27 protein-coding genes and 1 pseudogene are annotated in these 25908 nt (G+C 50.0%); 10 read left to right on the top strand and 18 right to left on the bottom strand.

The features are described from left to right. Nucleotides 1-38: 38 nt before the first annotated feature. The gene (locus MYS68_RS01505; RefSeq protein WP_248924124.1) at nt 39-1064 is read left to right on the top strand and encodes a LacI family DNA-binding transcriptional regulator; all 1026 of its coding nucleotides are present in this window, start codon (nt 39-41) and stop codon (nt 1062-1064) included. A gap of 153 nt (nt 1065-1217) precedes the next feature. Here the strand turns inward: MYS68_RS01505 and MYS68_RS01500 are convergent, their stop codons facing one another. The 11 genes from MYS68_RS01500 to MYS68_RS01450 form a co-directional block, all read right to left on the bottom strand. Then, nucleotides 1218-2132, bottom strand: a complete 915-nt coding sequence (locus MYS68_RS01500; protein WP_248924123.1) for a VOC family protein — start codon at nt 2130-2132, stop codon at nt 1218-1220. 183 nt (nt 2133-2315) lie between these two features. Beyond that, complete coding sequence (locus tag MYS68_RS01495; protein ID WP_248924122.1) at nt 2316-2930, bottom strand: PH domain-containing protein; 615 nt, start codon at nt 2928-2930, stop codon at nt 2316-2318. A 124-nt stretch (nt 2931-3054) separates the two neighbouring features. Beyond that, entirely contained in the window at nt 3055-5007 is a 1953-nt protein-coding gene (locus MYS68_RS01490; protein WP_248924121.1) for an FtsX-like permease family protein, read from the bottom strand. Then, nucleotides 4997-5761: an ABC transporter ATP-binding protein gene (locus MYS68_RS01485; protein WP_248924120.1), complete on the bottom strand. Its 765-nt coding sequence runs from the start codon at nt 5759-5761 to the stop codon at nt 4997-4999. The genes MYS68_RS01490 and MYS68_RS01485 overlap by 11 nt, the downstream gene beginning before the upstream one ends. Before the next feature lie 102 nt (nt 5762-5863). Continuing rightward, the gene (locus tag MYS68_RS01480; protein ID WP_248924119.1) at nt 5864-6868 is read right to left on the bottom strand and encodes a sensor histidine kinase; all 1005 of its coding nucleotides are present in this window, start codon (nt 6866-6868) and stop codon (nt 5864-5866) included. After that, nucleotides 6861-7559: a response regulator transcription factor gene (locus MYS68_RS01475; protein ID WP_248924118.1), complete on the bottom strand. Its 699-nt coding sequence runs from the start codon at nt 7557-7559 to the stop codon at nt 6861-6863. Before MYS68_RS01475 ends, MYS68_RS01480 begins: the two co-directional genes overlap by 8 nt. Nucleotides 7560-7774: 215 nt before the next feature. Further along, nucleotides 7775-8110, bottom strand: a complete 336-nt coding sequence (gene cyoD, locus MYS68_RS01470; protein WP_248924117.1) for a cytochrome o ubiquinol oxidase subunit IV — start codon at nt 8108-8110, stop codon at nt 7775-7777. Nucleotide 8111: 1 nt separating this feature from the next. Beyond that, a complete protein-coding gene (gene cyoC / locus MYS68_RS01465) occupies nt 8112-8732 on the bottom strand; it encodes a cytochrome o ubiquinol oxidase subunit III (RefSeq protein ID WP_248924116.1) in 621 nt (206 codons plus the stop codon). Next, a complete protein-coding gene (locus MYS68_RS01460) occupies nt 8732-10702 on the bottom strand; it encodes a cbb3-type cytochrome c oxidase subunit I (protein WP_248924115.1) in 1971 nt (656 codons plus the stop codon). The genes cyoC and MYS68_RS01460 overlap by 1 nt, the downstream gene beginning before the upstream one ends. A 22-nt stretch (nt 10703-10724) precedes the next feature. Then, nucleotides 10725-11738: a ubiquinol oxidase subunit II gene (gene cyoA, locus MYS68_RS01455; RefSeq protein WP_248924114.1), complete on the bottom strand. Its 1014-nt coding sequence runs from the start codon at nt 11736-11738 to the stop codon at nt 10725-10727. Between the two features lie 449 nt (nt 11739-12187). Continuing rightward, a complete protein-coding gene (locus MYS68_RS01450) occupies nt 12188-12445 on the bottom strand; it encodes a hypothetical protein (RefSeq protein WP_248924113.1) in 258 nt (85 codons plus the stop codon). Between the two features lie 252 nt (nt 12446-12697). On the opposite strand from MYS68_RS01450, the gene greA reads away from it, so the two are divergent. Continuing rightward, nucleotides 12698-13177 carry a transcription elongation factor GreA gene (gene greA, locus MYS68_RS01445; RefSeq protein ID WP_248924112.1) on the top strand — a complete coding sequence of 160 codons (480 nt, stop codon included), beginning with the start codon at nt 12698-12700 and terminating at the stop codon, nt 13175-13177. Nucleotides 13178-13400: 223 nt separating this feature from the next. On the opposite strand, the gene MYS68_RS01440 is transcribed toward greA, so the two are convergent. After that, nucleotides 13401-14066: a GntR family transcriptional regulator gene (locus tag MYS68_RS01440; RefSeq protein ID WP_248924111.1), complete on the bottom strand. Its 666-nt coding sequence runs from the start codon at nt 14064-14066 to the stop codon at nt 13401-13403. A gap of 177 nt (nt 14067-14243) precedes the next feature. On the opposite strand from MYS68_RS01440, the gene MYS68_RS01435 reads away from it, so the two are divergent. Further along, entirely contained in the window at nt 14244-14777 is a 534-nt protein-coding gene (locus tag MYS68_RS01435) for a YbhB/YbcL family Raf kinase inhibitor-like protein (RefSeq protein ID WP_248924110.1), read from the top strand. Between the two features lie 799 nt (nt 14778-15576). On the opposite strand, the gene MYS68_RS01430 is transcribed toward MYS68_RS01435, so the two are convergent. Continuing rightward, entirely contained in the window at nt 15577-16419 is an 843-nt protein-coding gene (locus tag MYS68_RS01430; RefSeq protein ID WP_248924109.1) for a serine/threonine protein kinase, read from the bottom strand. A gap of 191 nt (nt 16420-16610) precedes the next feature. On the opposite strand from MYS68_RS01430, the gene MYS68_RS01425 reads away from it, so the two are divergent. Next, complete coding sequence (locus MYS68_RS01425) at nt 16611-16946, top strand: hypothetical protein (RefSeq protein ID WP_248924108.1); 336 nt, start codon at nt 16611-16613, stop codon at nt 16944-16946. Nucleotides 16947-16975: 29 nt separating this feature from the next. After that, nucleotides 16976-17575, top strand: a complete 600-nt coding sequence (locus tag MYS68_RS01420; protein ID WP_248924107.1) for a DJ-1/PfpI family protein — start codon at nt 16976-16978, stop codon at nt 17573-17575. Between the two features lie 211 nt (nt 17576-17786). Here the strand turns inward: MYS68_RS01420 and MYS68_RS01415 are convergent, their stop codons facing one another. After that, nucleotides 17787-18722, bottom strand: a complete 936-nt coding sequence (locus MYS68_RS01415) for a helix-turn-helix transcriptional regulator (RefSeq protein WP_248924106.1) — start codon at nt 18720-18722, stop codon at nt 17787-17789. Between the two features lie 33 nt (nt 18723-18755). Between MYS68_RS01415 and MYS68_RS01410 the strand changes: the two genes are divergently transcribed. From MYS68_RS01410 to MYS68_RS01400, 4 genes are all read left to right on the top strand, one after another. After that, nucleotides 18756-19817, top strand: a complete 1062-nt coding sequence (locus tag MYS68_RS01410) for a zinc-binding dehydrogenase (protein ID WP_248924105.1) — start codon at nt 18756-18758, stop codon at nt 19815-19817. A gap of 18 nt (nt 19818-19835) precedes the next feature. Beyond that, nucleotides 19836-20039 (top strand): SDR family NAD(P)-dependent oxidoreductase, encoded by a 204-nt coding sequence (locus MYS68_RS39010; protein WP_420852080.1) that lies wholly within the window; start codon nt 19836-19838, stop codon nt 20037-20039. Between the two features lie 798 nt (nt 20040-20837). Beyond that, complete coding sequence (locus tag MYS68_RS01405) at nt 20838-21557, top strand: sigma factor (RefSeq protein ID WP_248924104.1); 720 nt, start codon at nt 20838-20840, stop codon at nt 21555-21557. 88 nt (nt 21558-21645) lie between these two features. Continuing rightward, entirely contained in the window at nt 21646-22011 is a 366-nt protein-coding gene (locus MYS68_RS01400; RefSeq protein WP_248924103.1) for a winged helix-turn-helix transcriptional regulator, read from the top strand. 82 nt (nt 22012-22093) lie between these two features. On the opposite strand, the gene MYS68_RS01395 is transcribed toward MYS68_RS01400, so the two are convergent. From MYS68_RS01395 to MYS68_RS01380, 4 genes and pseudogenes are all read right to left on the bottom strand, one after another. Then, nucleotides 22094-22657: an NAD(P)H-dependent oxidoreductase gene (locus MYS68_RS01395; RefSeq protein WP_248924102.1), complete on the bottom strand. Its 564-nt coding sequence runs from the start codon at nt 22655-22657 to the stop codon at nt 22094-22096. A 243-nt stretch (nt 22658-22900) separates the two neighbouring features. Continuing rightward, entirely contained in the window at nt 22901-24217 is a 1317-nt protein-coding gene (locus tag MYS68_RS01390; protein ID WP_248924101.1) for an ABC transporter substrate-binding protein, read from the bottom strand. A gap of 321 nt (nt 24218-24538) precedes the next feature. Then, nucleotides 24539-24739 (bottom strand): YiaA/YiaB family inner membrane protein, encoded by a 201-nt coding sequence (locus tag MYS68_RS01385; RefSeq protein WP_248930777.1) that lies wholly within the window; start codon nt 24737-24739, stop codon nt 24539-24541. Nucleotides 24740-24781: 42 nt separating this feature from the next. Beyond that, a pseudogene (locus tag MYS68_RS01380) lies at nt 24782-24979 on the bottom strand (YiaA/YiaB family inner membrane protein); the annotation flags it as partial. Between the two features lie 190 nt (nt 24980-25169). Between MYS68_RS01380 and MYS68_RS01375 the strand changes: the two are divergent. Then, the gene (locus MYS68_RS01375) at nt 25170-25901 is read left to right on the top strand and encodes a gamma-glutamyl-gamma-aminobutyrate hydrolase family protein (RefSeq protein WP_248924100.1); all 732 of its coding nucleotides are present in this window, start codon (nt 25170-25172) and stop codon (nt 25899-25901) included. Nucleotides 25902-25908: the final 7 nt, after the last annotated feature.

Here is a 25908-nt window from a genome sequence, read left to right as displayed (position 1 = left end):
CGCAAAAAAACGTAACTCTAAAAAAGGCAGGTCATGATATGCCCACATTGAAAGATATCGCCGAACGTGTCGGCGTCTCCATCTCCACCGTGTCCCGCGTGCTTGCAAACGAGTCCAACCGTGCCGTCAACAGCGAGACCAAGCAAAAGATTTGGGACACCGCGCGCGACTTGGGCTACCATATTAAGCCGGTCGCCCATGAATCCCAAACGGCTGCCAAAGAGGTCGGATGTATCGTCTCGACGATGCAGAACCGGCACTATCACCCGTACTTTTCCGTCATACTCGATGGAATCGAGAAAGAACTGTCGCACAACGGATACAAACTTGCTTTCACTTATACACAAGAAAATTTGAAAAATCCGGAAATTTTGCGTCAAATTACAGAAGAAAACAATATTGAAGGCATGATTGTGATCGAGGGTATCGATGCGAAGATTTATAGTCATCTAAAAAAACATATCAAACTCATCGTCGGCATTGACGTATCGGACCCCGGCATCTCTACGATTTCTTACGACCGTGTCGAGGCTGCGCGCATCGCGGTGAAGCACCTCCTTGACCAAGGGCATCGCGATATCCTGTTTATTGGAGGCACAGGCTTGTCCGGCGATTTCGACCGTGAGAAAAGATATCGCGGCTACAAAACGGCGCTGGAGCAGGCCGGATTGTCCGTGAATCCGAAGCATGTCCTGAATGCGGAATGGGAACCGGATAACGCATACCGGCTCATGCTTAAATATTTGGACGATCATTCCGGCCGGCTGCCGACCGCCGTATTCGCCGCAAGCGATATTATGGCGATGGCCGCCATGCGTGCCATCGCAGAGAAAGGTTACCGCATGCCGCAGGACTTCGCCGTCGTCGGTTTTGACGACAACGAGCCTTCCCGTTACACCGTGCCGCCTTTGTCGACAATTCATATTCCCACGTTCGAGATCGGCATTGTCGCGGCGAAAACGATGCTGCAGTGCATTCAATCTCCGTTTCCTCTGCCGGTCAAGATTTTGCTTCCGTTCGAGCCGATTTTTCGGCAATCCAGCGAATGGCAAGTCCGGCAATAAGCGGAACAAAAGTGAAGTGAAACTTTCTGGCTTATTCCTGGTACCTTTGGAGAGCACCCGGTACCCCCAAAAATGAGCTGCGCATAATTTCATATACGGCAAAAAAATAGAGCCTCTAATCAGAAGCTCTATTTTCGCCATTATATAAGACTCTTATCCTTCGTATGCTTTTTGCAATTCCGCAATGTTAAACTTCTTCATCTCCAAGAACGCCTTCGTGACGCGATCGCGCTGTTCCGGCGTGCCTTTGGCCATCATCTCGTCCATTGCGGCAGGAACGATCTGCCACGAGAGTCCGTACCGGTCCTTGAGCCAGCCGCACTGTTCGGCTTCGGGTACAGCGGAGAGCTTTTCCCAGTAATGGTCAATCTCCTCCTGCGTCTCGCAAACGACCATGAGAGAAATCGCCTCGTTGAAGTTAAACAAGTGTTCATGCGCGCTGTCCATTGCCGCAAACCATGTATTCTCCAGCATGAAGTCGGTGAACATAACCGTTCCCTCTTTGTCCGGCTCTTGACCGGACCCATACCGGAAGAGAGTGCCAGGCTTGGAATTTCGGAAAACCGAAAGATAAAATTCGCGGGCTTCCTCCGCCTTGCCGCAGTTATTACCCACGAACATCAGGAAAGGTACAATTGCAGGCCGCCGCTCTCCCTCCGGATTCGTCAGCATGAGCTGCCATGAGACTCCATACTTGTCCTGGATCCAGCCAAACCGTTCGCTGAACGGGTACTTGTCCAGCGGCATAAGAGGGGTTCCGCCATCGGACAACTTATTCCACACCTCGTCCAATTTGGCTCTCGCGTCCTGTTCCCGGGACGGGTCGAAATTTACCATAAACGATACGGAAGGATTGAACTTAAAAAGCGGCCCGGCGGAGATGGACATAAAAGGATGTCCGAAGACAGTGAACGAAACAACGTCGCAATCCCCCGATGGCGTTTCGTGCAAAGTCGTCGCGCTCGAGATTCGGGAATCCGGGAACACGGAGCAATAATACTCCGCTGCTTCTTTGGCCTCCTTGTCGAACCACAGGTGCGGGGTAATTTGTTGGATCAGCGGCTTCATAAACGTTTCCTCCTTTTGCTTATAAGGTGACTCATTTATTTTCATTTTATCAAAAGGATTGATTTTACGTTTCTTTTCGATTGCTATGATCATTATATTTTCTGCCAAATACAGCAACAGGCCGCCGAATAGCCGGCAGCCTGCGGTTGCTCTCCCATTTTCTCAGGGAGTTTATCTTGCTCCTTACAGATTGATATATTTGTCGAATACGAAACCAAAGTCTTTAATCTTATGCTCGGCGTGTTTGGCCTTCATCCAATTGTATGCGGCTTCGTTGATAGCGTTGAATTGCTCCGCGGCGGAAGCGCCCTGGGCGGAAGTACGGCCGATGCTCTCCTTGGCTATTTGTACGCTTTCGATGGCATATTCGTAAAGGCGGTCGTTAGTCGCAACAATTTCCGAAATCTTGATTAATGCTTTATACAAATCTTTAATCTGCTCAATTTGCCTTTTATTCACGTCTATGGAGAAGCTTACGTCGCCAATATGAAACTTAATCTCAACGTCCAAATCAACCGTCCCTGCGGTTTCCAGGTAGACCTTCGAAATTTCATGGGAGGAGTAGCTGTAACGCTTCAGGATGCGCTTGCTGCTGATGGCGCTCTCCCCGTCAAGATGGATGAAAGCCAGATTGGTAAAGCAATACTCGTCTTTCTTCGATTTGATGATGAAGTAAATTTTCTCCCCGTCTTCATGCATGACATAATCGTCGGCATCGACTTTGTCGAAGTCTTTCCTCTCGATGACTTTACCGATATCGCTTAATCCCAACGCATCTGCCGCCAGCTTTTTAAACACAGCCTCATCCTCCCAAACGGAATAATCGCCAAATAGTTCCATTCACAGCTCTATTGTAACGGAGCTTCACCGGTGCTGGCAATAGCGCGGACTTATCATTATATTTGGATAGCTATCTTTACAATTACGTCAGCAGCGATTCCCGAATCACCTTCTTGTAATGCAGCACGGACAAGATGCCGAAGATCGAGTACAGTGCCGTGTAAAGCGCCATAATCACGGTCATCGGCGTCCACAGCTCCGTTCCGAACAAAAACCAGCCCGATTGAACCGCAAAGTAGCTGTGAACGAGGCCGACCGCCAAAGGGATGCCGAAGCTCAGCAGCTGCTTGGCCTGAATTCCTTGGATCAAATCGCTTTGGGTAAAGCCCAGCTTTCTTAAGATCGTATAAGACGGCTTTTCGTCCCCACTTTCATCCATCTGCTTGAAATATAAAATACAGCCGGACGTGATCAGGAAGGTTAGACCGAGGAACCCGACGATAAACATGATCAGTCCCATCATCTTTTTCTGTTGGCTGCTCACGTCCAGGCGGGAAGCGAAAAATTTGCCGGCTGCCAAATTCAATTCGTGGAAAACGTCGTTAGCCTGGCCGATTTTCGTTTCATCGTCGATGTCGATCCCGATATATTCGGACGACTTCTTTTGCAGGGAGGCGTCGGCATCCCGCTTCAGCCGCTCGAATACGTTCGCGTCCACAACCGCCACCGGGAGCCCGCCGTTCGTAAAGTACGCGGAAAGAATATAATCCTTTTTCAGTTCCAAATAGGTGAACGCCATCGTTTCATGTTGTCCGGCCAGCTTGATGTTTCCGGAAGGCTTCAGCGGCATGAATTTCTGCATAAGATCGTTATATCCGGAGAGATAAGCCTCGCCTTCGTTCAAATCCCCGACATTCGTCGACGTATCGGCGACCACGGAAAGCGTCATTGTGCCCGGATCCAGCTTATCTCCCTCGAAATCCACATCGATAATATCGCTCAAATCGGCGTGTGCCTGCAGCACCTCGATCCGGGTTTCACGATGCCCTATATGCCGGGCATCCAACGCCGCGGCAAACCTTTCCGCATCCGCGGAGTCGTTTATGGAGAAATCGGCGGGCACCGACTGCTCGGCGGTTTTTTCCGCGGAATAATACGCGATGTAGCTGAGCGACAGCAGGCCGATGGCCAGTGCGGATACGGTCGTAATGACGGTCAGCAGCAGCGCGTTCGACTTCATCCGGAACATGACCGAGGAGAGCGAAAGCACCTCCCGCACGTTTAAATAGCCGTTTTTCCTTTTGCGGATCAGATGGAAGATGAGGCGGACCGATCCTTTATAAAACAAATAAGTACCGATGATGACAAAAGCCAATATAAATACCATTGCGCCGAAAAGCTCCGTCATCGTCGTAAAATCGCCGCCGAACAGCCTTGAGGATACATAGTAGCCAAGCAAGATCATCGCCAGCCCGGCCACTCCCATCATCGCTTCGGGAAACGACATCCGGCTTACCTTGTCCTCCGTTTTTGCACGGAATTGAAACAGCGCCAAAATGCTCTGCCGCTTGATGAAGGCGTAATTTACCAGCATGACGAGCAGGTAGATGGCCGTAAACACAAGCACCGTTTGAATAAACGCCCGGGATGAGAAATGCAGGGTAGCTATGGCACCCACACCGGTAATTTTGAATAATATCATCAGGATCAGCTTGGATGCGGAAAAACCGATGAACGTTCCGACCGCAAGCGAACCGAAATAAAGCACGAAATTTTCGGCTCCTAAAATGCGGAAGATCGTATGTTTGGTCATCCCTATAAGCTGCAGCAGGCCGATTTCCTTGCTTCGCCGCTTGATGAAAATGCGGCTAGCGTACAGATTGAAAACCGCCACGATCGCCACAAGCAGAACGGATGCGGCCCGGACGGAGGCCCCGCCTTTGACGCTCCCCTTCGTCTCGTCCAATGCCGGGTCGTACTGCAGCGTGACGAAAGCGAAGTACAGCGCGGCGCTGAAGATGAGAGCAAATGCGTATAAATAATAATGCTTCAGATTGGATCTTATATTTTGAAAAATCAGCTGCTTAATGCTCATCCTGCACCCCGCCCAAAACGCCCTGCGTTTTCATAATATCCTGAAAAAACGTTCGCCGCGTTTCCTGCCCCCGGTACAGCTGCGTGTAGATTTGCCCGTCCTTGATAAAAACGACCCTGCCGCTGTAGCTTGCGGCGACCGGATCGTGCGTCACCATGACGATTGTCGCTCTCCGCTGCTGATTCAGGCCGCTCAGCTTGTTCAGCAAATCGGACGCCGACTTGGAATCGAGCGCACCGGTCGGCTCGTCGGCGAAGATGATGCTGGGCTCATGGATGAATGCACGGGCGGCGGAAGCGCGCTGCTTCTGGCCGCCGGAAATCTCGTTCGGATATTTGTCCCGCACCTCATAAATGCCAAGCTCGGTTGCCACCGTTTCGAATTTCCGCTCCGCTTCCTGCCTGGACACTTTGGCTACGGAAAGCGGCAGCATGACGTTTTCCTTTACCGTTAACGTGTCAAGCAAATGATACTCCTGAAAAATAAACCCCAAATGCCTTTTGCGAAATTCGGCCAGCTGTTTTTCTTTCAGTCCGGTAATCTCGTTTCCCCGAATTTGGATGGACCCTCCGCTGACGGTGTCGATGGAAGAAAGCACATTCAGCAAGGTCGTTTTCCCCGAGCCCGATGCGCCCATAATGCTGACGAATTCCCCTTCGGTTATCGTCAAGTCGATACCTTTCAGCACCTCTTGCTTGTTAAATTTATTTCCATAGCTTTTATGAATTTTGACTGCCTCCAGTATGCCCGGCATCTCGTCCACTCCTTTTTCTCTAGTCGGGTTTATTATAAGCAAGGCAGACGATCTTTTCCTGCGATCGGCCTAACAAAACGAGAAGGGCATGTGACAAAAACGTCACATGCCTGTCATTTGCACGAAATCGTTGCGCTTTGGGAACGTAAGGGTGAAAGCAGCCCCCGCTCCCGGCTCCGATCGGACGGAGATTCGGATATGCAGCTTGTCCGCAGCCTTCCTGGCCAAATACAGCCCCATGCCGGTCGCCGCCCCGTCGGCATGATGATTCGTGGAAGTAAATCCTTTGTCGAAAATACGCGGCAAATCCTTCGGATCGATGCCGCGGCCGCAATCTTTTATCTCTAGTTTCATATGCCCGTCCTGAACGCAGCTGCTTACGGCAATATCCGAGGAAGCGTCGCTGTATTTCACGGCGTTCGTCAGAAGCTGCCGCAAAATGAACGCCAGCCACTTCGCATCGCTGAGCACTTCCTTCACTTCGAGCTCCACGTCGAAGCCGATCCCTTTTTGAATGCACCAGATCTGCAGCGTCTTGAGCTCCATGTGCAGCAATTGCGCCAAATCGACCTGCTCCATGTACAAGTCATTCTCCAAAAAAGGGAGACGCCTCTGATGTAGCTGCCGGTCCAGAAGCAAATGGATGCGCAGCCATTCGTAGGTGAGCGGTCCTTTGAGCGGTTCGTTTTCCAGCCTGTCGATCATTAAACGCATGGCCGTCAGCGGCGTCTTCACCTCATGAATCCACGACAGCAGCTCATCCTTCTCCTGTTCGAGCAGCGTCTCGCTGTGCGAGGCAGCCAGCCCGAGCCGTTGCGCCTGGCCTTCCAGACAGGCTGCCACGACGCGTTCAAAGGGACTGCGCGCGGCGACTTCGCTTTCGCTGCCCGGCGGCTCTTCATTTTCCAGCAGTTTGTAAAATCGGGTCTCCCGGTGGTAACGTGCGACGGCAAAGCCCAGAAAGACAAGCGTCGACAGAAAAACGATATAAAGCATCGATTCGAACGGAAGGGCGGCGTCCACATAACCGATAAACAAAAGGAGCAGCTGAAGAAACGCGAAAAACAGCAGCCAGCTGCGCCTCTCCGCGATATATTTTCTAATCATGTGAATCCCCTGCCTCTTCCGCCGCTATGTATCCTTGTCCGACCTTCGTTTCGATAAACCGTCCGAGACCAAGCTCGTCCAGCTTCTTCCGCAGCCGGTTTACGTTGACCGTCAGCGTGTTGTCGCTGACAAAACGCTGATCGTCCCACAAGCTCGTAATGATGTCCTCCCGGCTGACGATCCGGTTTTTATTTTCGATCAAAATTCGTAAAATATGAAGCTCGTTTTTCGTCAGCTCCACCGATCCGGCTTCGTTTGTTACCGTATTTTTCTCAAAATCGACCGCGGCCCCGCACCATGTCTTCAGCTTGACCGGCTCGGCGCCGTAGTTATAGACCCGCCGCAGAATGGCCTGGATTTTGGCGATCAGCACATCGAAGTGAAACGGCTTCTGGATGAAATCGTCGGCTCCGAGCTGCATGGACATGACCATATCCGAAGGGTGGTCGCGCGAGGAGAGAAACAAGATCGGCACGTTGGAATGAGCGCGGATTTGGCGGCACCAGTGAAATCCGTCGAATTTGGGCAGCTGAATATCGATAATGACCAAATCCGGCTTCGTCGAGATGAACTGCTCGAGCACCTTGGCAAAGTCCGTTACCCCGTGAACCTCGTAAGCCCACTGGGACAAACGTTCCTTGATCTCGTGAAACAGAGTCGCGTCGTCTTCGATCAAAAGCAGCTTAAACAAGATGAGTTCACCACACTTTGAGCATCTGTATCCCATTATTGTAATGGAAAATATACAGACAAGCTACTGCGGGGCAGCCCGCGAGACCGTCCGTATCCGCCGGTATCGGCCCGAAGGAACAAATCCCCCGATTATCCGCAAAAATTAGTCATGCATTTCCTGAGCAACAAAAAAGCCGACCCCCGGTAATTCCGGAAGCCGGCTATATCGCCCGTTTAATACATCGGATTGTTCGCCATGATCCATAAGGAGCCGATGACGACCGTGATGACGACGATCAATCCGAGAATGAGCGTCATCAGGTTGTAACGCGGTCCCTTTTCTTCCCGCAGATGCATGAAAAACAGGAGCTGGACGGCGAACTGGAGCGCCGCCGTGCCGAGTAACACGATGATCGCCGCCGTTCCGTGCAGCCAGCCGTTCATGACGACCAGAAGCGGGATAATCGTCAAAATAATGGAGAGGGCGAACCCTATGACATATTCCTTCAGCGAACCATGCCCGCCGCCATGGCCGGAATGGCTGCCGTGCGTGCTGCCGTGCTGCGCCATCTCACATCACCCCCATCAGATAGACGATCGTGAACACGAAAATCCAGACCGCGTCCAGAAAGTGCCAGTACAAGCTCGTAATATGCACCTTGCGTTGGGTAACCGGCGTGATGCCGTGGCGGGAAAGCTGGATGATCAGCGCCGTGATCCAGAACAAACCGAGCGTAACGTGAAGCCCGTGGGTGCCTACAAGAGTAAAGAAAGCCGAAAGAAACGCGCTGGACGAAATATTATGACCTTCCTCCACCAGCTTTACGAATTCGGTGATCTCCAGCCCGATAAAGCAGGCGCCGAGCAAAACGGTGACGGCGAGCCATCCCATAAGTCCCTTGCGGCTTCCTGCGTTCATGGCGAGAACCGCCAAACCGCTGGTGAAGCTGCTCGTCAGCAGGATGAACGTTTCCGCGATGACGCCGGGCATCTCAAAAATCTCTTTCCCCGTGGGCCCTCCGGCCGTGCTGTCCTTAAGGACGAGATACGTGGCGAACAGCGCGGAAAACAAAATACAGTCGGTGATCAGAAAAATCCAAAAGCCGAATTTGCGAAGCTCCTCCAGGTCATGATGGCCGTCATGGCCGGCTTCATGGGCAGCATTCGAATGCATATGACTTGCATGTGCCATCAGACAGACCTCCTTGCCGCTTCTTCGGTGCGTATAATTTCATCCACAGGGATATAATAGTCCGTATCGTAATTAAACGAATGCGCCAGCATCGTTATGCCCACCCCGAGCAATCCGGGAATCGCGATCCACAGCCAGTGAAATACAAGGCCGAAGCCGACCGCAAACCAGCAAACCGACTGAATGAACGGGATCGCCGAGTTTTTCGGCATATGAATCGGCTCCAAAACCGGCTGCGGTTTCGGCGCTTTGCCTGCGGCGATGCGCTCCTTCTCTTCCCACCAATCGTCGCGCTCCGTGACCTGCGGTGTCGTTGCGAAGTTGTACAGCGGCGCCGGGGAAGGAATCGACCATTCGAGCGTGCGGCCGTTCCACGGATCGCCCGTCGTATCTTTTTCCATAAACTTGATGCTGTGTGCGATCTGCCATACCTGGAACAAGAAGCCGATCCCCATCAGGAAGCCGCCGATCGTCGAGGTGAAGTTGAGCCCCCACCAGCCGGTGTCCCAGCTGTACGTGCTGACGCGGCGGGTCATGCCGTCAAGGCCGACGAAATATTGCGGCATGAAGCAGACATAGAACCCGATGTTCCAAATCCAGAACGCCCATTTGCCGAGCGTTTCGTTCAGCTTGAAGCCGAACATTTTCGGCCACCAGTAATACAGTCCCGCGAAATAACCGAAGGCGACGCCGCCGATCAGCACCTGGTGGAAGTGCGCGATCAGGAAGTAGCTGTTATGGAACTGGAAGTCCGCCGGCGCTACCGAAAGCATAACTCCCGTCATGCCGCCGACGACGAAACACGGAATGAACGCGATCGACCAAAGCATCGGCGTGCTGAACGTAAGGCGGCCGCGGTACATGGTGAACAGCCAGTTGAAAATTTTCACGCCCGTCGGGATCGCAATGATCATCGTCGTTATGGCGAAGAACGTGTTGACGTTCGCTCCCGAGCCCATCGTAAAGAAGTGATGGAGCCAGGTGAAATACGACATGAGGCTGATGCTCATCATCGCAAACACCATGGAGCCGTACCCGAACAGCCGTTTTTTCGAAAACGTCGATACGATTTCGGAATAAATGCCGAATGCCGGCAGCACGACGATATACACTTCGGGGTGGCCCCACATCCAGATCAGGTTGACGTACATCATGGCGTTGCCGCCGCCGTCCATCGTGAAGAAATGCGCCCCGAGATAGCGGTCGAGGAACAGCAGCGCCAGCGTAACCGTCAGCACCGGGAACGCAATGATAATCGTGATACAGCTCGACAGCACCGACCAGGTGAACATCGGTATCTTCGACCAGGTCATGCCGGGAGCCCGCATTTTGACGATCGTGACGATAAAGTTGATGCCCGTCATCAAGGAGCCGATACCGGATATTTGAATGCCCCAAATATAGAAATCCTGCCCTACGCCGGGACTGCCCGTCATTTCCGACAGCGGCGGGTACGACAGCCAACCGGCATCCGCTGAACCGCCGATGACAAACGACATGTTGAATAACATCGCGCCCATGAAAAACAGCCAGAAGCTGAGTGAGTTCAGAAACGGAAACGCGACGTCGCGCGCGCCGATTTGCAGCGGTACGGCGATGTTGAACAAGCCGAACATGAGCGGCATCGCCATGAACAGGATCATGATGACGCCGTGTGTGGTGAATACCTGGTTATAGTGCTCCGGTGACAAAAATTGCATATCCGGAAACGCCAGCTGCGTCCGCATGAGCAGCGCATCGACCCCTCCGCGGAACAGCATGAGCAGGGATGCGATGATGTACATGATCCCGACGCGTTTATGATCGACCGTGGTGAGCCATTCCCGCCAGAGCCATTTCCACTTTTTGAAATACGTTAAAACAAAGATAATGGCTGCCGTTGTCAGGGCGATGGCGATATCCGCGCCGTAAATGAGCGGGTCGCCGGTAACGAAAAACCACGAAGCGAACTCTTTGATTTTATCCAGCATGGGAAGCTCCCCCCTCTCGCTACTAATGATTCATCTCTTTCATGTTGTGGCCGGAATGGCCTCCGCTGCTTGGGGCTGTCTTCGGTGGAAGCTCAGCCGGTGCAGACCCGGTTTCCCCGTCCTCTTTGGCATGCTGCTCGCTGAGCGTTTTGGCCTTCTGGCCGATGCCGGCCAGTGCGCCGCGGCTCATGGAATATTCGTGCACGATCCGCTTGAACAATCCGTCCGGAATCGAAGCGTACGTCATCTGCTCCGACGTGCCGGGCAATGCAAGCTTCAGGTAGCCTTCTTCGGTTAATTGCTTTCCGCTTGTCTTGGCTTCTTTCACCCACTTCTCAAAATCCCCTTGGGCAACAGCCTTGGCGGTAAAGCCCATTTTCGCGAAATCGCGGCCTGTAAAATTGGCCCCGCTTCCCATATACTCTCCCTGCTCATCGGCCTGCAGGTACAGCGTGGTCGACATGCCGGACATCGTGTAAATCATGCCGCCGAGCTGAGGAATCCAGAAGGAATTCATCGGACCGTCCGAAGTAAGCTCGAAGCGGATCGGCGTGTCTTCCGGAATCACCAAATAGTTGACGGTGGCAATGCCCTGATCGGGATACTGGAACAACCATTTCCAATCGAGCGACGTCACCTGAATCGTAACCGGTTTGGCGCTGGATTGGATCGGCTTGGCCGGATCGAGCGCATGGGTGTAGCGCGCCGTTGTGACGGCAAGCACAAGAATGATGATGATGGGAATCCCCCACCAGACGAGCTCCAGCTTGGTGCTGTGCGCCCATTTCGGCTGGTACGGCGCCTTGTTGTCCTTTTTGTCGCGGAACCGCCACACAATCCATGCCGTGAGCAGCAGCACCGGAACAAGAACTATAAGGCAAAGCAGCATCGTAAAATAAATCAGGTCGCGCTGCTGAGCGCCGATGGGTCCTTTCGGATCGAGGACGACCATCGATTCGCATCCGGAGGCGAGCAAGGAGATGCCCGCCAGCATGCCGAACGCGGTAAGACGTTGCATGATCTTCGCAATTGTCATATGAATCTCATCTCCCAAGTACACTATGCTAAATCTCTTTTCCGTTTGCATATGATATTTATCACAGTGTTCTATGCCTTTGGGAAAGACTATATCATGTTCGGCTTCCGTTGTGGGGTGTGTTAACAAATTGCTCATTATAATGCCTTATTTCCGTAAAAATTTGTTCAACGTTTCGACGCAATTGGACAAAAAGAGGGATATATGCCTGGCAACCGTTTAGAATCTGAATACGGTATTTTGAGCTAAATATGCTCTGTCACAACCGTTACAGCTTAAGATCAGCGTTCGGGCCGTGACTTAACCCGAGTCTCCTGGAACAGCCAGGGGGATGGTAAATTGTTGACTTACCTGTTGACAAAGCCTATGACGAGGCTTCAACAAAAAAAAGAAGCCGTTTCCTGTTGGAAACAGCTTCCTGTTGATCGTGCCGCCTTGGCGTATGGGCGTTACTCCGTTTCGGATGAACCCGCGTTCCGCTTATGCACCAGATCTATCGCGGTGCCGATCGTATAGATGAATACGCTGCCCACCATAAAGCCGATACCGGACATGAGCGATGCATTATGGTCGCTGAAGTCGTTGATATTAACGAGGCACAACGCCACGCCAATGCACAGGGCCGCCCATGCGCCGATCTTCATCGCCGAGAACAGCGATTTTCCTTCCCGTTCGGTTTGCAGTTTGGCTGTCGTCTTGGTTGCCATAAATGATTCACTTCCCCGCAAAATAATTAACCTGCTTCTTAGTATATTCAGTATACCACAAATAAAGCGTTTTCGTTCATAAAATTTTCAACTTTTGATCAATTTTTTGACACACATTTTTTTGTTGAAATAAAAACGATTCATATGGAGGATGGGCCCAGCCTGAAATTATGAATGCGCGAATCCCGGTTGCAACGCGGCCGATATTGGGTAAAATGTATATATAGGTCCAAAACTAGGAGTGGTAACGTCGTGAAAAATGAACAAACGATTTTGACGCCGGAAGGCTTGAAGAAAATTGAGGAAGAGCTGCAGGAGCTGAAAACCGTGAAGCGCAGAGAGCTGGCAGAGAGGCTCAAGGTCGCGATCAGCTACGGAGATTTGAAAGAGAACAGCGAATATCACTCGGCCAAAGAAGATCAGGCGTTCATGGAGACGCGAATCCAGACGTTGGAACGCATGCTGAAAAACGCACGCGTCGTCGAAGCCGGCAGCGTGAGTTCGAACGAAGTGAGCGTCGGATCCGTCGTCGTTTTGAACGACGTGGAATTCGCGGAGAAAATCGAATACCAGATCGTCGGCCCCGCGGAAGCCAACGTTAACGAGAACAAAATTTCCTATGAAAGTCCCCTCGGCAAAGAGCTTCTTGGTAAAAAAGCGGGAGACATCATCCGCGTGGACGCTCCCATGGGAGTCATTCAATACGAGCTGCTCGAGATCAAAGCCCTATAGAAGCAATCCCCGGAAATCCCGAAATTTTATTTAGTCCCCCCCGCAGCAACGCTATGAGGCTGCTGCAGGGGGATTTTTCTTGTTTTTAAACTGTTTTGAATTTCAGTTAAGAAACCTGAGTAAAAAAAAAGCAGTTGCCATAGCGCAAACTGCTTCTTTTTTTTATTTGCCGCTTGCCTGTCATTGTTTCGGCTAAAGGCGGGGGTTTGCAAACATAGTCCGCTTACCGGTTATCAAACAGGTTATCCGCGGTGAGTTTGATGTGCGTTCTAAAAATCTCGACGGCGCGAACACTGTCGCGGCTAAGAACGGCATCTGTCAATGCCTTATGTTCGGCGCGGCCATCGCGAGTCGGCTGCTGCTGGAATGACCAATGTCGATAAAATTCGCTCAAATCCCAAAGGCGTCTGCAGATATCGAGGAGAACCGGATTTGGACAAGCGGCGATAAGTTGGTAATGGAATTGACGGTGGATGTCGGACCACTCTTCGCGAACGGCAAGCTTTTGATTCACTTCCTCGTACTCGGCCGTTTGCGATAATTTGTGGTGAACGGCGATTACATGGGATTCCCACGTGAGATCGCCATGGGCGATGGACAGGCGTAATGCTGCGGATTCGTTGATCAACCGCGCCTCGACGATGCTATTCAGTTCTTCTTCCGACGCCGTCTTCACTGAAAATCCGTGATTCGGATTTTGTAAAACGAGGCCATGGGTCGCGAGCCGGGTCAGTGCTTCCCGTACGACGGCAACCGAGACATCGAACCCTTTGGCTAATTCCGAAACGATTAATGGAGAGCCCGGTTCATATTGTCCTGCCAGAATATCGGACTGCAGTTTCTTTGTGACATTTTCGCTTAATGTGGACGAACCGTTTCTTTTGGCCATGAAGCCGACACCATCCTTCATGCACATCGGGATTATACACGTTTAAATAATGTACACCGAAATCTATAAAAAAACAAGGAGATAATTCGATAATAAGTCAAATAAACGTTTTGTATTTACAAAATCGATTATTATGAATATAATCGAATTGTATCAGAAAAAAGGAGGTAATTTACAGTGAGCAACAATCCATTTGCCAAATTGCCGGAAGTCGCAGCCTTTCAGGTGACGAGTAATGACATTGCGGAGGGACTTCCTCTACCGCCCCAGCAATACTCGGGGATGTCAGGAGTGGAGGGGGGCAAAGATCTTTCGCCCCATTTGAAATGGTCGGGTGCGCCCGAAGGGACGAAGAGTTTCGCCGTAACCGCTTATGACCCGGATGCCCCGACCGGATCGGGCTTGTGGCACTGGGCCGTCATCAACATCCCTGCGGGCGTCACCGAACTGCCGACCGGTGCAGGCGACGAGCATGGCAGCGGCTTGCCGCAAGGCGCCTTGCAGCTGCCGAACGATTTGCGGCTCGGACGGTTTATCGGTGCGGCGCCTCCGGCGGGGCACGGTCCTCATCGGTATTATTTTGTCGTTCATGCGCTGGATGTCGAGAATATCGGCGTCGACCCTAACGCCACGCCGGCTCTCTTGGGATTCACCATGCTGAGCCATACGCTGGGGAGAGCCGTTCTCATGGCAACAGGGGAAATCAAGTAACCCAAGCCGTTTGGGGTCATAGGAGAAGATGGTATGAAAAAATGTTGGTTTTGGGATGCGTGCTTGCTTTGATGTCCGCATGCAGCGACGGAGCAGGGACATCCAATACTCCAGGCGGAGCGGCGTCGAGTAAGGAGGAAACGATGAAGCTGAACGATTCGCTTCATCAAAGTGTATGCCTTATGTGCCACCAGCCGATAAAAAATTTGAAACATACGATCATTTGCGGCTGTGGGAGCAAAATCAAAAACAAAATCAAATTTTAATAACTCAAAACCACTTAGGAGATGATTCCTGCATTGTACAGGGTCATCTTTTTTAACATCCAATGAGTATCTGTGATCGTCACGGTTCTTGAGTGATGTCCCGTTATCGACCGATTTACCCATCGTTCTATTCGGCAAGAGATGCAGGTGCAATATAATGAAATCGATGGTACCCGAGCGGGGGCGGCTTAACTCCAAGTACAAGATGTTCCCTAAGCTAACGAGGACAGAGCTCAGTAAAGCCGCTAGCCCCACTGGAATATGGCGCAAATTGAAATAACCGCTTGCATACTTCCCTCCAGCGAAACCGCAAAGCTTTTCATCCGTAGAAAATACTAACGTTTTATTTGGGAGGGATCGTATATGTTCAGGCATTTCCTAAAGAAATTCCTTCATTCCATCCAGCACTCCAAACACTCTTCGTATCGCCGCAGCAGCTCGGGCCACCGGCCCATGTATCCGAAGCATTCTTCCGACGCCGGTTACAGGCACAATCACCACGGACATTCCTACTATAAAAACAAGCGGCACAGCTACTCCAGCTGATTGCCTGCGAGCACGTTCCGCAAGTCGGCGGTGAGCTGCCGGACTTCCCCGTAAGGCGGATCGATCTGCAGCAGCTTTCGCAGGATTCGCCTTACCCCGGGTGTAAGCGTAAGCTCGTCCTGCCACCCGGACTCCCGCTTGCCGGCGTTATGCCGTCCGCTCCATCCACTCCGCTCACAAGGCCCGTCATACGACGAATACAGCATAAACAGCATAAAATGGCCGATATCGTACAAATCTTTCTCCGCATCCGCCGTTATCCGCAAGCCTTCCTGCCAAAACCGGCACAGCTCAGGCCCGATCTCTTCGCCCATCCTCCTCGCCAGCCCGAAATCGATCAATGCAAGCCGTTCTCCCCTTACGATCACATTCGGAATCCGAATGTCCAGGTGCGCATAACCTTTCTCATGAACGTGCCGAACAAGCTCCAGCAAGCGGAGCGTCCACTCAAGAACGTCCGATTCGTCAAACACCTTACCTTGTTCGAAAATCAACTGTTCCATCGTCAGCCCCTCGACATACTCCGAAACCAAATACCGTTTCTTGCCGGAGCGGATCATCTCGATGAAATGGGGAATTCCCGGATACCGCAGGCTACCCAGTACCTCCGCTTCCCGCGCCAGCAGCCGCTCTCCGAGGGCGCCTTTGCTGGGACGGGCCATCTTGACCGCCACCCGGATGCCCGACCGCACATCCCGGCACAAATACGTAATCCCGTAGCTGCCTTCGCCCAAAACATGTTCGACGACATACGTTCCGGCTATAAGCGCCCCTTCCCTTTGCGGGTAATCGATCCAGGCTTCGTACGTTTTTTGCAAAAATCGGAGCATCCGCTTCCCTCCATCCGTTGATTTGTTATGTATTCATACGGTGCGGCACTCGTCCGGTTGCCTTCAATACGGCTTCTCTCGAAATAGCTCTTCGGAGTCATAGCTTTTCGCCGCAAATTATGTTTAGATAAGAAAAGCAGTCGGCAAACGACATTTGGAATATTCGTAAATAGGAACAGGCAGGAAGCTTAATGACGAACACCGTACAACTCCGTATTCTCTTGGGCACCGCTATAGCGCTCTTTATCGTTCTTATCGCCATGTTCGCCGTACAGGTCGAGGTCAAACCGCCGAACAATACCCGGCTCATTTTGGATCGTTCCTTGCAGGCGTATATTTCCCCGCCCTGCTTCAATCAAGCGGACATTACGAACAACTTGACGGAATCGACCTTGCAGACCGCGAGGAAGCTCGGTTTCAAGCCGGATTCCCCTTGCACCGAGCGGTCGCTAAGCGGAGTCAAGAAATCGGCGATCGTCGCCTTATTCGAATACTTCGGCTGGAAAGACGGCTACTGGAGCTGGTAACATAACGAATCGATTGGGAGGAAACTTGAATGCATCAGCGGAAAGTGGGCATTTTTTTGTTCGATGATGTGGAGGTATTGGACTTTGCCGGTCCGTTCGAGGTGTTTGCGGTTACGGTACTGCACCGCGGCAAGCCGGAACAATTCCAGCCTTTTAAGGTCACTACCTTTTCCGAGTCCGGACAGGTGATTACGGCAAGAAACGGTCTGAAAGTCATTCCCGATTACAGCCTGGAAAACGCGCCGGACTACGACATTCTTGTTATCCCCGGCGGCCAGGGCACGCGTAGGGAGCTGCATAACGACAAGGTCATCTCCTGGATCCGCGGCCGGATGGAGCAGGTGGAGCTGATGACATCCGTCTGCACGGGAGCGTTCCTGCTGGCGAAGGCCGGGCTGCTGGACGGCAAGCAAGCAACGACGCACTGGGCAAGCATCCCTTGGATGAGGGAAAACTTTCAGGCGGTCACGATGCTGGACAACGTGAAATACGTCGATCAGGGGAACATCATCAGCTCGGCGGGCATTTCGGCCGGCATCCACATGGCGTTTCACGTGGTGCGCAGGCTGCTCGGAACGGAAGTTGCCCAAGCCACGGCGAAACATATGGAATACGACATTGAGTTTTAAAAACGGGGTTCGTCATAATTTTGAAGGGCCAATATTATGTGATAATCTGGACCAATTGAAAAAAGCAGACATCTCGGCTGAAAAAACGTATTTTGTTGCCGCTTAGTTTCCCTGTCGGGAAACGAGCGGTTTTTTCTTGCCAAGGTCGTCTCCGAGTTCAACTGATAAATAAATTAATGCATGATTTGATTATTAAGTACATCCCTAATGCTTAGCTCACTATGAATTTTTTTAACTTTTCTCCGGTATCTGTCTTAGGATCTGGAATAAATGTGGTGAGAATCCATTCCTGTTGTTCAACTAATGAAAAACTATGATATATAAAGGAAAGCAGGCCTGCTTTTGAATGAAAAATTTCTTTCTTTCCTGCAGGTATACCGAATACTTCATGTTGTTGCCACCATTCCGCAAACTCCGGACTATTTTGCTTTAATTTTCCCACCATTTCGTTATACCATTGGTCGTTCATATTTTTAGCAAAATAAATCCGGAACTGAGCCAGCAGCCTCTTCGCAATCGTTTCCCAATCCCCAAATAAACGACGATATTCAGGGACCATAAAGGTCCGCCATACCAGGTTTCTTTCGAGATCATTCATCTCAGGGAAGTTCCCGAAAATTTCGCATGCCAATCGATTCCAAGCGATTATATTGCACCTGTTATCAATGAGGTAAGCAGGGCAGGACTCCATTTCATCCATCATAAATTGCAATGAAGGAGGAACCCTGTTCTCTTCCGGGACAGCCGTGGCGGTCAGCAGCTGATTGGCCAATACAAACATATAGTTTCGCTCTTCGACATCAAGCTGCAAAGTTCTTGCTATGCTTTCCAAAACTTGTTCGGATACGCGAATCGGACGTCCTTGTTCCAAATAGGTGTACCAAGCCAAGGAAACGCCGGATAATGCGGCAACCTCTTCTCTGCGCAATCCTTTTGTACGTCGACTTCCAGCTCGAAACGGCAATCCTGCAGCTTGCGGAGTTAGTCGTAGACGTCGTGTTTTTAGAAAATCCGCAAGCTCCTTGTGTCTTTGGGACTCACTCATTGCTTCTCCTCCTCCAACAAAAAAACTGGTACTACCAATACCACTATTGACTGTATTGTTACAAACGCTCTCCTTCTTCTCGCAAAAAACATCGTTTACCATAGCATTGTAACCTAAATCGAAGGAGGAATACGAGTGCAAGCTGCTATTTTAAATCAAGCAGGATCGCTGCTGGAGGTGAAGGAAGTCCCAGCGCCCAAACTGCATGCTGCGAGTGTTCGAGTTCGCGTCTTATCGACGCATATCTTATCGTTTACAAACCTGGTTGTAGGAGGCCAGTTTCCGTTTCCGCTCCCGACTCCTTACATACCCGGATTAAGTGCAATCGGGATCGTCGAGGAAATTGCTGACGATGTTACCGGCATACAAGTTGGGCAGAAAGTTTTTTGCAGCCCGCTTATCGCTTCAAGAAACAATTCGGCATCTCCGGAACGTATTTTAAAGGGTTGGTTTGGGCTGACACCGAATTGTGAAAACTTGTTGAATCAATGGAAGGACGGGGCATTTGCGCAAAACGCCGTTTATCCGGTTGAATGCGTGACTCCAATTGATTTCATCGGAGAAAATGACCCTGCTCAGTTGGCATGCATGTATTATCTTTGCATTGCCTACGGAGCTTTTCTTCGCGGCGAATTCAAAACAGGGCAGTCCGTCGTGATCAATGGCGCAACAGGCAATTTAGGTACGGCTTCCGTTCTTGTCGCTCTCGCTATGGGTGCCTCCAAAATTTATGCAGTCGGACGAAACATATCTGTACTGCACGAATTAGAGGCATTGGACCCAAAACGTATTACAACAGTTTCTCTTCCAGATCAAATTGAGGATTACAGCTCCCTATTTTCCATACAAGTCGGTGAAGCGGATCTTCTTGTGGACGCAGTTGGCGTTATCGACAATTCCGCTCTCGTCGAGGCCGGACTATCCGTACTTCGACCACATGGAACTGCCGTTTTCCTCGGCGGCGTTATAACGAATGTTCCGGTGTCGTATTTAACAGCGCTTGTGAAGGAGCTGAACATCAAGGGTTCTTCCATGTACCCCGACTCGGCGCCTCGGGACATCGCCAAAATGATTGAGGCGGGCTTATTGAATCTAAAAGCGTTTGAACCTAAGGCTTATTCCTTGAACCAAATTAACGACGCCATTGCTGCAGCCTCTAAATCACGCGGATTGGAATACGTTGTCCTGAAACCATAACCAAAAAGCAGGACGTGAATGAAGCCGATTCATCAACAAGTTATTCTTATAACTGGAGCCACAGATGGTATTGGAAAACAAACGGCAATCGACTTGGCAGTACGAGGAGCGACTGTACTCCTGCATGGAAGAAGCGATGAACGAGGAAAAGCTTCGATGGTAGACATTAGCAGTTCAATCGGCAACGCAAAAGTCAAATTTTACAAAGCAGACTTTTCATAGCTTGCCGAAGTTCGGGGGTTAGCCGCTAATATACAAGCTGACTATCCTGGTTTGGATATACTCATCAATAATGCAGGTATAGGATTTGGAATTCTTCAAGATACGACACCTGCCTTAAGCAAAGATGGGTATGAGCTTCGTCTTGCCGTCAATTATTTGGCTCCATTCCTGTTGGAACGAAATTATTCGCCCATAACGGCATATAAACAAAGCAAGCTTGCTCTTGTTGCATTCACTTTTGAGTTGGCAGAGAGATACAAGAATTCCAGCATCACTTTCAATTGCTTGCATCCCGGAACTTACCTGGCTGCCAAGATGGGTTATCTCGTATACTAACATCGGTTGGCGTATGTCGTCTCATATTCACAGAGATTGGCTTACGCCCCTTCTATTGAATTTTTATTACTACTATGATTAATGAAATATCCTATACCGCCTTGATTCTGAGGTATTTCTTCTACTATTACCGCTATACCCACCACCTTCAACTTTCGTAGGACTAAACTGATATATTCCTTTCTCCAGTATCATTTCGACTATTACATGCAAGTATTCTTTATTGAACCTCGTACGATTTTTAAATCCCAGTAAATCAGAAACATTTCCAGCTATGTTCTTATGCCAATTTGGTTCTTCTCGACATACTTTAAATGCTTGTGAAATTAACTCACCAAGGTGGCAGTGGAATTTAAAACTATGTTTTTGGCTTTATCCATATAAGCACCAACTATAAAATAGACCATTTATAAACTCTCCTCCGAAATATTCCCCAAACAAGAGGAGGCTCCAGGGACAAGATTGAGTGCCGCCGAAAACGATGATGATACAATGACGATGGAACATCTGTACCGGACATATAAGCCGCTCGCATTCTCGATCGCTTACCGAATGCTTGGTTCGGCTGCCGAAGCGGAGGACGCAGTCCAGGAATTGTTTACGGAAATTCAGACTGCACACATCCCGGGAATCAAAAACATAAAGGCCTATTACGGAACGATTTCCGAGTTCATCGGCAAGTCCGAAGCGAATTGCCGCAAAATATTCAGCTGCGCCAAGATGAGCATGAACGCAAGCCCGCCGCCAGCTGAAGACGTTTTACATGTGCGTAAAACGTTGGCGGAGAGGTTTGTTTCGGCATTTTTGCACTGCGATATCCAACAACTGCTCGAGCTGCTCGCAGAGGATGCGATTCTGGTTACCGATGGCGGAGGGGAAGTTCATGCGGCCATTAACCCGATTCTGAGCAGCAGCCGTGTCGCAGCTTTATTAACATCGCGTTCTTTTCAAAGCGTTCGTTCGTGGAAAACCGAAATTACCGGGGTAAACGGGGAAACGAATATCGTCTTTACGCATAACGACAAAGTAAAAAGCGTGCTTTGTTTCGAATTGACTTCCGATTGCAGACGCATTCGGCATTTGTATATGGTCGTAAATCCGAAGAAATTATATCATGTACGCCCCCACGGATCGCGGCAAGTTAGATGCGACAGTTTATTAAAACTTGACTCAGTGATCTGACTTTACTTTTTTCCAATAAGATTGCATAATGTCCAATTAGGAAGTATATCGTTTATATCATGTACTTACCTAAAGGAGAGTGCAGCTTGTGCGCGAAACCTGCGTTCCGTCCGGCGTGAAATTAAAAGACACCGGCTTTGGATACACGCTGTCCTTAATAGACGGCAAATATAAAATGATCATTATATACTGGTTGTCTGAAAATAAGGTGATGCGGTTTAATGAACTGCAGCGAAGTATCGGTTCCATTTCTTTTAAAACGTTAAGCGTCATGTTAAAAGAGCTGGAGACAGACGGCCTGATCTTGCGCAAAGAATTTCCCCAAGTACCTCCAAAGGTTGAATATTCATTATCCGAACGCGGACTTTCTCTCCTTCCCCTGTTAAATATGATGTGCGAGTGGGGGGAGAAAAACAAAGCACCGGCTGTGGAGGCGGTACAGCGAGAAGCATAGCCGGCTTTGTTTCAAATTTAAAAAGAAGTATCTCCCGACAAGGAAATACTTCTTTTTTCTTATGGCGTTATGCAGTTGTCTTTTACAGGTTATCAATAAATTTCAAGTAATTGAGTGCGCTTTGTTCCAACTGGCTTGCGGGCGCCTCGTTTTCCGCACCGGGTACATTTTCGCCCGGCTCGTTTTCCGTGCCGTAAAAGGCAAAGAACGAACGATAATCCGCTTTGCAGTAAAGGAAGGTCGTTTCAAACGGAACCAATATTTGTTCGAGCGTGTAACGGTACCTCCCTGCCGCGCTATAATTCCCTTTTGTAATTCCGGCGGAAACGCCAAGCGCAACTTTGCGGTTCTTTAATTTGTCGCCTCCATTCGATCCGTAAGCCCAGCCGTACGTAAAAACTTCGTCAAGCCATTTTTTCAGAAGAGGCGGACAATTAAACCAAAATATAGGGAACTGCAGAACAAGATTGCCGTGCGCTTCGATCAATTTTTGTTCTTTTTCCACATCAATGATTCCATCAGGGTAAACCTTGTGCAATTCGTGAACCGTATATTTTTCCGGATATTTTCGGAGTTCTTCCGCCCACCGTTTGTTTATGACGGATGTTTCCATGCTTGGGTGCGTTACGATAACGAGAGTTTTCAAAGAGTGGTCCTCCTTTAACTTTGTTGATTTTTCTCGAGTATAAAGGAGGCGCTGTACATTTGTAAGTACGCACTTTTAGATCAGGTACTGTCGTAAAGGTAAGTATCTCCGCCGGAGTTTTCGTACCGTCATTGCTCGTGGTCGTGTCACGGAGGCGAAATGGAACTTCGACGACCCGATTACGATGGGGAGGCTTCTTGCCGCACTGCCGGACATGATCCGCCGGCTGCCAGCAATGAATCCTTAATTCGCTGCCGATATAACCTGATTGGCAATTTCTTCGGCCTTCCTGAGTCCGGAATTGACGTCAATCAACCCTTTGGCTATATCTCTTAGCTCGGTTTTCTCCAGCCCGTCTTCCACTACAACTTCGTCGTAAAGGGTGATCGGAGCGGTCGGAGCGATTTTATTGTAAAACACCGCATTCATGTTCAGCTTCTTGTCCTTGTACATCGTGCTGGTGGCATAAGCCTTCTTCACGGCCTCGCTTTGAAGCGAGGTCATAATCCCCAGCTTGGACATCTCCGTCTGGTATTCTTCGGAAGTCAACTGCTTGATCACTTCCATCGCCTGATCTTTCTTCTTGCTCATGGAAGTAATCCCCATATATGTGTACGAAGCCTGAACCCCCACATTGGGCTTTTCTTTAAAAGTCGGCATGGCGACTATATCAAAATTCAGTTTGCTAAGCGCCTCTTGAGCGGAGAATAACCAACTGGACTGCATCACATACATGGCCAGTTCCTGGCTGCCGCTAAACGCATCGTGGCTTAACCACCGTGTATTGACTCTGTCCCTGAATGCCGCGTTATCGGAAAAACGTTGAAAAATGGTGCTGAACACCAATTTCCATTCTTCGCTCGTGACCGAAGCCTTGTTCGTCTTGGGATCGACCAAGGCAAGCGATAGCTGATTCGTCCGCAGATAATGCTTGGGGGAGATCCAAAAGCCCAGGTACTGCTTCCCTCCATCATTCACGGTCAGTTTTTTGGCCAACTCATACGTTTCATCCCACGTCATGCCGTCCTTCGGATAAGGAACCGCGAATTTATCGAAAATATCCTTATTGTAATACATGACCATGGTGTAATTGGATACCGGCAAACCATACAGGCCTCCGGCCCCTTCCGGCGATTTCATCTGGTTGATCCCTTCGGGCTCGAATCCACTTAAATCGATCTTATGCGTTTTCACGAGATCGGACATGTCGAATGCCGCATTCGCGGGAAGGAACTTTTGTTTCACATCGCGTGCGTTGGTTATATACAAATCAATGTCGGTTCCCGAGGTTAACAAGTGCTCCAACCGGGAAGTTTCGGTTTGCGAGATATGAGTGATTTTATATTGCGGCAGCTTCTTTTTTAAATACTCGCCGTATTTCTGGTTCCATCCGTCGGGACTTTCCAGCGAAAATACCGTCAACTCCGCCGGTTCTTCCAGCTTTTTGTTCATTTCGTCCGCAGAAACTTGCGGGGCATTCACATTGTCTGTTCTGCAAGCTGCGGTTGAAACGGTCATAAGTGTCATTAATAGGGTGAAAGCGCTTTTTTTCAAATTCATGCTTGTACACCACCTACTAAATAAATTCGTGACCCCGACGCCGGTTGAATCCAACCTCTGTGAAAATCAGTCTGAACTACCGGTCATCTTCGTAACCGATATGCGTGGCCTCCGGTCACTTATTCAAGAATAATGAATTACCAAGGCTTAGGAATAGGGGGCAAAGCAACCTTTTTATAAGCGAATCATGTTCATCTGACCGGTATCTCCCTGCCGCGCTATAATTTCCTTTCGTAATTGGAACTGTGCATTTGTAAGTACGCACTTTTAGATCAGGTACTGTCGTAAAGGTGAGCATCTCCGGAGGAGCTTCCCGTACCGTCATTGCTCGTGGTCATGTGCCGGCGTTTCCGGCTCCTCGTCTTCTTTGTTGTCGCGAATCGTTTTTTGCAGGACGAACGCCGACATCGTGAGAAACAAGCCGGTCATCGCGTAGTACCCTTTCACCGAAAGCGGCTGCTCCAAATTGATGATGCCGATGAACATCGCGAGCAGCGACAGCGCGAACGAAGCCCAGGCCATAAAGGTGAAAGCCGATGTGTTCCGCTTTTGCCCGGTGAAAGCATCCTCGTGATTGTCGCGAACGACCTTCTGCAGCACGAAGGAGGCCATCGTCATATACAAGGCGGTCACCGCGTAATAACCTTTGACGGACAGCGTCTCTTCCAGCGTGTAAATGCCGATAAACATCCCGAGAAACGCGGCGGCGAAGGAACCCCAAGCGAGAAATGTAAAAGCGGCGGTATTGCGTTTCGTTTTCATCATGATCATGCACCCTTTCCGGTTATTGGTAATTCGTGGCTTATGCCCACGTCTTAGTACCTTATCTTAATTTTGATTGTAGCCGGATTTACAAAAAAAGGTAGTACTATTTTTTTGTAGTACCTTTTCCCGTTTGAATTATAATGATAATTAGACAATAGACAAACCATTTGCCGGGGAGGAACTGGAAATGAAGAAGCCTATGATAGGAGTTTTACCTTTATATGACAACGAGAAAGAAAGCTATTGGATGCTGCCGGGATATATGAAAGGAATCGAGGATGCCGGCGGAATTCCGGTTATGCTGCCGCTGACCTCGAATAAAGAAATTATTTTGACCATCGCCAATACGTTTGACGGTTTTCTGTTTACAGGCGGTCATGATGTGAATCCGGAAATGTATGGCGAAAAGGCGGAGGATGTTTGCGGCGAGCTGTGCCATGAAAGAGATGTTATGGAGGAAATCCTTTTTAGACAAGCGGTTGAACTGGATAAACCGGCGTTCGGAATTTGCCGGGGCTTGCAGTTGTTTAATGCTTTACTCGGAGGAACGCTGTATCAGGATTTGCCGACTCAGCTGCGGACGGAGACAACAGTCGCTCACAAGCAGCAGCCGCCTTATAATAAACCGGCTCATAAAGTATACATAGACAAGGAAAACGCCCTTTACCGTATCGTGAACGCCGAATCATTGGAAGTGAACAGCTATCACCATCAAGGTATAAAGAAATTGTCGGAGCAGCTGCTTGCCGTTGCGCAAGCGGAAGACGGTCTGATCGAAGCGGTTGTTATGCCGCAAAAGAGGTTTATCCTTGCCGTACAATGGCATCCGGAATTCAGCTACACGACGGACCGGCATAACTTTAGACTTTTCGAGGAATTTGTCGGAGCATGCGCTGACCGGCACGAAAGCGCGATGTAACCGGGGA

Origin of the sequence: Paenibacillus hamazuiensis, assembly GCF_023276405.1 — a bacterium.
In the GTDB taxonomy this organism is placed as follows: Bacteria; Bacillota; Bacilli; order Paenibacillales; family NBRC-103111; genus Paenibacillus_AF; species Paenibacillus_AF hamazuiensis.
Note: the sequence above shows the minus strand (reverse complement) of the source record. Positions and strands in the feature narration are given on the sequence as shown.

Bases quoted from the DNA above. Each gene is read 5' to 3' on its own strand.
- MYS68_RS01450 (WP_248924113.1), bottom strand. From the start codon at position 12,445: ATGGCAACCAAGACGACAGCCAAACTGCAAACCGAACGGGAAGGAAAA.
- MYS68_RS01375 (WP_248924100.1), top strand. From the start codon at position 25,170: ATGAAGAAGCCTATGATAGGAGTTTTACCTTTATATGACAACGAGAAA.
- MYS68_RS01440 (WP_248924111.1), bottom strand. From the start codon at position 14,066: ATGGCCAAAAGAAACGGTTCGTCCACATTAAGCGAAAATGTCACAAAG.
- MYS68_RS01425 (WP_248924108.1), top strand. From the start codon at position 16,611: ATGACGAACACCGTACAACTCCGTATTCTCTTGGGCACCGCTATAGCG.
- MYS68_RS01385 (WP_248930777.1), bottom strand. From the start codon at position 24,739: ATGGCCTGGGCTTCGTTCGCGCTGTCGCTGCTCGCGATGTTCATCGGC.
- cyoA (WP_248924114.1), bottom strand. From the start codon at position 11,738: ATGACAATTGCGAAGATCATGCAACGTCTTACCGCGTTCGGCATGCTG.
- cyoD (WP_248924117.1), bottom strand. From the start codon at position 8,110: ATGGCGCAGCACGGCAGCACGCACGGCAGCCATTCCGGCCATGGCGGC.
- cyoC (WP_248924116.1), bottom strand. From the start codon at position 8,732: ATGGCACATGCAAGTCATATGCATTCGAATGCTGCCCATGAAGCCGGC.
- MYS68_RS01430 (WP_248924109.1), bottom strand. From the start codon at position 16,419: ATGCTCCGATTTTTGCAAAAAACGTACGAAGCCTGGATCGATTACCCG.
- MYS68_RS01500 (WP_248924123.1), bottom strand. From the start codon at position 2,132: ATGAAGCCGCTGATCCAACAAATTACCCCGCACCTGTGGTTCGACAAG.
- MYS68_RS39010 (WP_420852080.1), top strand. From the start codon at position 19,836: ATGAAGCCGATTCATCAACAAGTTATTCTTATAACTGGAGCCACAGAT.
- MYS68_RS01505 (WP_248924124.1), top strand. From the start codon at position 39: ATGCCCACATTGAAAGATATCGCCGAACGTGTCGGCGTCTCCATCTCC.
- MYS68_RS01390 (WP_248924101.1), bottom strand. From the start codon at position 24,217: ATGAATTTGAAAAAAAGCGCTTTCACCCTATTAATGACACTTATGACC.
- MYS68_RS01420 (WP_248924107.1), top strand. From the start codon at position 16,976: ATGCATCAGCGGAAAGTGGGCATTTTTTTGTTCGATGATGTGGAGGTA.
- MYS68_RS01485 (WP_248924120.1), bottom strand. From the start codon at position 5,761: ATGCCGGGCATACTGGAGGCAGTCAAAATTCATAAAAGCTATGGAAAT.
- MYS68_RS01460 (WP_248924115.1), bottom strand. From the start codon at position 10,702: ATGCTGGATAAAATCAAAGAGTTCGCTTCGTGGTTTTTCGTTACCGGC.
- MYS68_RS01415 (WP_248924106.1), bottom strand. From the start codon at position 18,722: ATGGTAAACGATGTTTTTTGCGAGAAGAAGGAGAGCGTTTGTAACAAT.
- MYS68_RS01490 (WP_248924121.1), bottom strand. From the start codon at position 5,007: ATGAGCATTAAGCAGCTGATTTTTCAAAATATAAGATCCAATCTGAAG.
- MYS68_RS01480 (WP_248924119.1), bottom strand. From the start codon at position 6,868: ATGATTAGAAAATATATCGCGGAGAGGCGCAGCTGGCTGCTGTTTTTC.